This is a genomic window from Halorubrum sp. SD612 (assembly GCF_002135005.1).
Map to the genome: position 1 here is coordinate 1 of NZ_NEWI01000143.1, position 6,012 is coordinate 6,012.

General features: G+C 69.8%; 4 protein-coding genes and 1 pseudogene. All 5 read right to left on the reverse strand.

From position 1 onward, the window contains the following. Nucleotides 1-1,579, reverse strand: a pseudogene (locus tag B9G38_RS13465) (methylmalonyl-CoA mutase); the annotation flags it as partial. An 81-nt stretch (nt 1,580-1,660) separates the two neighbouring features. Continuing rightward, nucleotides 1,661-2,533: a universal stress protein gene (locus B9G38_RS13470; RefSeq protein WP_233127214.1), complete on the reverse strand. Its 873-nt coding sequence runs from the start codon at nt 2,531-2,533 to the stop codon at nt 1,661-1,663. Nucleotides 2,534-2,589: 56 nt separating this feature from the next. Continuing rightward, on the reverse strand, nt 2,590-3,030 hold the full coding sequence (locus tag B9G38_RS13475) for a universal stress protein (protein ID WP_086220698.1): 441 nt from the start codon (nt 3,028-3,030) through the stop codon (nt 2,590-2,592). 97 nt (nt 3,031-3,127) lie between these two features. Then, complete coding sequence (locus B9G38_RS13480; protein WP_086220699.1) at nt 3,128-4,663, reverse strand: TrkH family potassium uptake protein; 1,536 nt, start codon at nt 4,661-4,663, stop codon at nt 3,128-3,130. 115 nt (nt 4,664-4,778) lie between these two features. Next, nucleotides 4,779-6,012: TrkH family potassium uptake protein (locus tag B9G38_RS13485; RefSeq protein WP_086220700.1), on the reverse strand; the 1,234-nt coding region annotated here is incomplete at its 5' end.

The window sequence follows — 6,012 nt, forward strand, 5'->3', positions numbered from 1 at the left end:
GCCGCGACGGCGTCGCGGAGGTCGTCGAGGGCGGCCGCGACCGCGTCGTCGTCGCGCTCGTCTCTCACCGACTCCAGCCGGTCGAGCTGCCGCTCGCGGGTCGTCTCGTCGATCTTCAGCAGGTCCGGGCGGGTGTCCTCGTCGATCTCGTAGGCGTTGACGCCGACGACCGTCTCCTCGCCCTCGTCGACGCGCTCCTGGTACTCGTAGGCCGACTCCTGGATCTCGCGGTGGAAGTACCCCTGCTCGATGCCGCGGAGGACGCCGTCGCGCACGGAGCCGTCGCCCATCTCTCTGATCTCCTCGATGTACGCCATCGCCTCCGCCTCCGTCTCGTCGGTGAGCGACTCGACCGCGAAGGAGCCGCCGAGCGGGTCGACGATGTCCGCCGCGCCCGACTCCTCGGCGATGATCTGTTGAGTCCGGAGCGCGACCCGCACGGCCTGCTCGGACGGGAGCGCGAGCGCCTCGTCGAAGGAGTTGGTGTGGAGGCTCTGGGTGCCGCCCAGCACGCCCGCCAGCGCCTGGACCGTGACGCGCGCGACGTTGTTGAGCGGCTGCTGGGCGGTCAGCGACTGCCCGCCGTCTGCGTGTGGAACTTCAGCCGCTTCGACGCCTCGGCCTCCGCGCCGTACCACTCGTCCATCACCCGGGCGTAGATCCGGCGGGCGGCGCGGAACTTCGCGACCTCCTCGAAGATCGAGTTGTGCGAGTTGAAGAAGAAGGAGAGCTGCGGCGCGAACGCGTCGACGTCGAGCCCGCGGTCGAGGCACGCCTCGACGTAGGCGAACCCGTCGGCGAGCGTGAAGGCGAGCTCCTGGACCGCCGTCGAGCCCGCCTCGCGGATGTGGTAGCCGGACACCGAGATGGGCTTGAACTTGGGCGTCTCGTCGACCGCGAACTCGATGGTGTCCGTCACCAGATCGAGGGACGGCTCCGGCGGGACCACCCACTCCTTCTGCGCGATGAACTCCTTGAGCATGTCGTTTTGAAGGGTCCCGCGCAGCTCCTCGCGCGGAATCCCGCGCCGGTCCGCGAGCGCGACGTACATCGCGTAGATCACCGGCGCGCTCGGGTTGATCGTGAACGAGGTCGACACCTCCGCGAGGTCGATGCCGTCGAACAGCACCTCCATGTCGCGTAACGTGTCGACCGCGACGCCCTCCTTGCCGACCTCGCCGAGCGACATCTCGTCGTCGGAGTCGATCCCCATCAGCGAGGGCATGTCGAACGCCGTCGAGAGCCCGGTCTGCCCCTCGTCGATGAGGTAGCGGAAGCGCTCGTTGGTCTCCTCGGCGGTGCCGAACCCCGCGAACTGCCGCATCGTCCACGTGCGGCCGCGGTACATCGTCGGGTAGACGCCGCGAGTGTAGGGCGCCTCGCCCGGGAAGCCGAGGTCCTCGTCGTAGTCGAGGTCGGCGACGTCGTCGGGCGTGTAGATCCGGTCGACCTCCCGGTTCGACACCGTCGCGAACCGCTCCTTCCGCTCCCCGTGGCGGTCGAGGGTGGGGTCGAGCGTCTCCGCCTCCCACGACGCCTTCGCCTCGCGGATCTCGGAGAGCTCCTCGTCGTCGTACATGCTCCCGAGTACCCGCCGATCAGGTATAAATATTCATTATATTCTGAAAGGGGCTGGTGACAGTCGCAGCGTCCGCTCGCCTCAGCGCCCGCCGAACAGCCGCTCCCGGAGCGACCGCGATGCGGGCCGTTCCGCGAGCAACACCGGCGTATCGAGGCGCTCGATCGCCGCGGACGCGAGCGATCCGCGGACGACCCGGGAGAGGAGGCCGCGCTCCGTGGCGCCGACGACCACGAGGTCGTACCCCTCGCCGACGCGCTCGATCGCCCGCCCGACGTCGCCGGTCTCGCCCCGGCGGTCGGCGTCCCCGAGCCCGTGACCGGCGGCACACTCGGCGAGGAACTCGCGGCCCGACGCACCGCCGCCACCGACGCCCACGCGGAGGCGCGAGACGTTCCCCCCGACGCCCGCTCGGAGCGCCAGCGCGACCTCGGCGGAGAGGTCCGAGGACGGACCCCCCGCGGTCGGCACGAGCACGTCCGAGGCGTCGAGCCGCTGCCCGTCCAAGACGAGGAAGTCACAGGGGAGGTCGCGGGCGATCTCGTCCAGGGACCCCTCGACGCGCCCGCCGGCGAACCGCGCGCCGCCGTAGCCCATCACGACGGCGTCCGCGTCGTTTCGCCGCGCGGCGTCGAACACCTCCTCGATCCCGCGGTGCGAGAGCACCGTCTTCGTCTCGACCGGCGCGTCGAACGCCGCCGCGTCGGCGACGGCGGCCGAGAGCAGCTCCGCGGAGGACTCGTCGAGCCGCTCCCTGTTCCCCGCGGCCTCCTCCAAGGACGTCTGGTCGGGGACGGTGACGACGTGGACCGCGAGGACGCGGCCGCCCCGGTGCGCGGCCAGGGCGCCGGCGAGCGCGACGAGCGCGCCCTCGGTCCGGGGGTTCGAGAGCGCGACCATGACCGTCGGTCGTCCCCCGCTGCCCGGCGTCGGTCGGTCGTCGGTCGGAGCCATGGGTCGGGCCCCGAGTCAGCGCCCGTCTGAGCCGGCCCCGCGAGGGCGGCGACGGCTCATTCGTCCGGCTCCGCGCGGGGGAGCGCGACGACCGGAACGGGCGCGTCGGTCGCCAGCTCGGTCGACAGGTCGCCCGAGAGGAACTGAACGAGACGGTTCCCGCCGCGCGGCCGGTAGGCGATCGCGCTCGCGTCCACCTCGCCCGCGGCGTCGAATATCGCCTCGACCACGTCACGCGCGTACGCCGTGTGTTCGCCCGCGTCGGGGAACACCGACCGGACCGCCGCGTACGACTCGGCCGCGAGCTCCTCCGACTGCTCGACCGGGGTCTTGTCGGGGACGCCCTCGCCCTTCTCGACGACGTGGAGCGCGGTCACCCGTTCCGGGCCGTAGGGTTCGAGCGCCCGCGCCGTCGCCAGCGCGTCCTCCTCGTTCGCGACCGGGAGGAGGACGTGAGCGAGCAGGTCCTGACCGTCGGTGTCGTCGGGTCCGTCCATGCCGACACTACGTCCGGCGCCGCTTAAGAAGGTGGCCTCGCGTTTTCCGACGGCGCGCGGCGCACCGCCCGTCGCGGCGAGTCGCCCGCCTCGGACCTCACCGCTCGTCGACGCCGGCGACGAACAGCGCGAGCACGGGGACGATCTCCAGCCGACCGATCCACATCAGGCCGATCATCAGCAGCTTCGTCGTGTTCGGCAGGAACTCGTAGCTCCCGAACGGGCCGAGCGGGCCGAGTCCCGGTCCGATGTTGCCGATCGTCGCGAGGGAGGCCGCGAACGCCTCCGTGCCGGTGAGCCCCTCGCCGATCCGCGTCGTGTCGAGTTCGATGAAAACGGCCGACAGGGCGAACACGAGGAAGTACAGCAGCGTGAACACGAGGATGCCGCGGATCACGTCCTCGTCGACGACCTCTCCCCCGAGCCGTACCGGCCGGACGACGTCGGGATTCGCCGTCGTGTACAGCTCCCGGCGGAGCGTCTTCAACAGGATGAGCCAGCGGATCACCTTGATCCCGCCGCCGGTCGAGCCCGCGGAGCCGCCGATGAACATCGCGAAAAGCAGGAGGAACTGCGTCTGCGTGTCCCACTCGGCGAAGTTCGCGGTGGCGAACCCGGTCGAGTTGAGCAGCGACGCGACCTGGAACACGCCCTGCCGGAGCGCGTTCTCCGGGACGCCCTCGGTGATCCCGCCGATTTCGGTCGCCGGAGCGCCGCCGTAGAACAGCCCGACCGCGAGGATCGCCGCGAATCCGGTCACCAGCCCGAAGTACATGCGGAACTCCGTGTTCTCGAACATCTCCCCCGGATCGTCGTTGAGGACGTACCAGAACAGCGCGAAGTTCACCCCGGCGATCACCATGAACGGGACGAACGCCCACTGGACGACGGGCGAGAACGCGCCGATGCTCTCCGCCTCCGGGGAGAACCCGCCCGTCGGGAGCGTTGAGAACCCGTGGGCGATCGCGTTGTACAGGTCCATCTCCGGCGCGAAGCCGGTGACTCCGAGCAGCGCCAAGATGGCGATCAGGGCGACCGTGAACCCGAGGTAGATGAGCCAGAGCGCGCGGGCCGTCTCGACGATCCGGGGCGTGAGCTTCTGAAGCCCCGGCCCCGGCGCCTCCGACTCCATCAGCTGCGCGCCGTTGACCGCGAGCTGCGGGAGGATGGCGACCATCAGCACGATGATCCCCATGCCGCCGAGCCACTGCGTGAGCTGCCGCCACATCAGCACCGCGTGCGAGTGCCGCTCGAAGCTTATCTCCGCCGTCGCGGTCGCGCCCGTCGTGGTGAAGCCGCTCATCGACTCGAACAGCGCGTTCACCGGGTGACCGAGCGCGGAGGGCGTGCCGTAGCCGGCGATGACGTACGGGATCGCGCCGACGGCCGCCGCCGTGAGCCACGCGAGCGAGACGACCGCCAGCGCGTCGCGCGGGCCGAGGTCGGGCTCGTCGTCGAGCCGTTCGAGCCCGGCGCCGATCGCGACGGCGATCGCCATCGAAACCGCGAACGTCAGGGCGTCCTCGCCGTATATCAGCGCGACGACGAGCGGAACCGCCATGGACGCCGAGAGCAACTTCACGATGCTCCCGGTGTAGCTGAGCGTCGCCCGCGGGTCGATTGTCCGTGTCACGAGTGTCCCTCGGTGATTCCGATACCCGTCGTAGCAGTCCGGCGTGACAAGAAGCCGTCGATGGACGGAGCCGCCGGGGGCGACGAGCGTCGGACCGCACGGCGGTCCGCGCCCGTCACGAGGTCCAGAACGCCTTCGTGAACAGCACGAGGACGGGAATTATCTCGATCCGCCCGATCCACATCAGGACGATCATCACGGCCCGCGTGCTCAGCGGGAACGTCGCGAACGTCCCGTACGGCCCGGCGTCGCCGAACGCCGGCCCGATGTTGAGAAAGGTCGTCGCCGCGGCGCCGAGCGCCTCGAACTCCGTGACCCGGACATCTCCCCGCTCGGCGTCGACGACGATCACCACGGCGAGCAGGAAGAAGATCACGATGCTGAGGAGGAGGTACGCGTAGATGTCGCGGATCGCGCCCTCGTCGATCGACTTGCCCGTGATCCGGACCGGTCGGACGGACTCGGGATGGATCGCGGTGTAGAGGTTCCGCTTGAACGACTTCAGCGCCACCAGCCACCGCAGCGACTTGATCGAGCAGGTCGTCGACCCGACCATTCCCCCGATGAACATCCCCATGAACAGCATGTGCTTCGCCGCGGGCGCCCACTGGACGTAGTCGGTGCTGGCGTACCCCGTCGTCGTCACGATCGAGGCGACGTTGAACACGGCGTGCCGGAGGGTCGCCTCGACGCCGAACGTGGTGTTCGGATCGAGGAACAGGCCGAGCGCGACGACCGACGCGAGCGTCCCCATCGCGCCGAGGTAGAAGTGGAACTCCTCGTTTTTCAGGAGTCGCATCGGCTCGCCGTTGATGGCGAAGTAGATGAGGACGAAGCTGGTCGAGCCGATCACCATGAACGGGACGACCGCCCACTGGATCAGCGGGTGGAACGCGCCGACCGAGAGCGGCTCGGGGGAGAACCCGGCGGTCGCGACCGAGGTGAACGCGTGCGCGATCGCGTTGTACAGGTCCATCCGCGGGTCGACCGCGAGTCCGAGCAGGAAGTAGACCGCGATCGCGAGCCCCGTGAGCCCGAAGTAGATCCCCCAGATCAGCTGCGCCGTCCGCGAGATCTTCGGCGTGAGCTTGTTGACGTCCTGCGTCTGCGACTCCGACTCCATCAGCTGCGCGCCACCGACCCCGATCTCGGACAGCACCGCGGTCGCCAGAATCAGGATGCCGAGCCCCCCGAGCCACTGGATCACCTGCCGCCACATCAGCACGGACCGCGAGTGGACCGAGAAGTCGCGCAACACGGTCGCGCCGGTCGTCGTCAGCCCGCTCATCGCCTCGAACATCGCGTTCACCGGGTGCGCGACCGTGCCGACGCCGGCGACGACGAAGGGG

Coding starts and splice junctions, on each gene's coding strand:
- B9G38_RS13470 (WP_233127214.1), bottom strand. CDS start 2,533: ATGGCTCCGACCGACGACCGACCGACGCCGGGCAGCGGGGGACGACCG.
- B9G38_RS13475 (WP_086220698.1), bottom strand. CDS start 3,030: ATGGACGGACCCGACGACACCGACGGTCAGGACCTGCTCGCTCACGTC.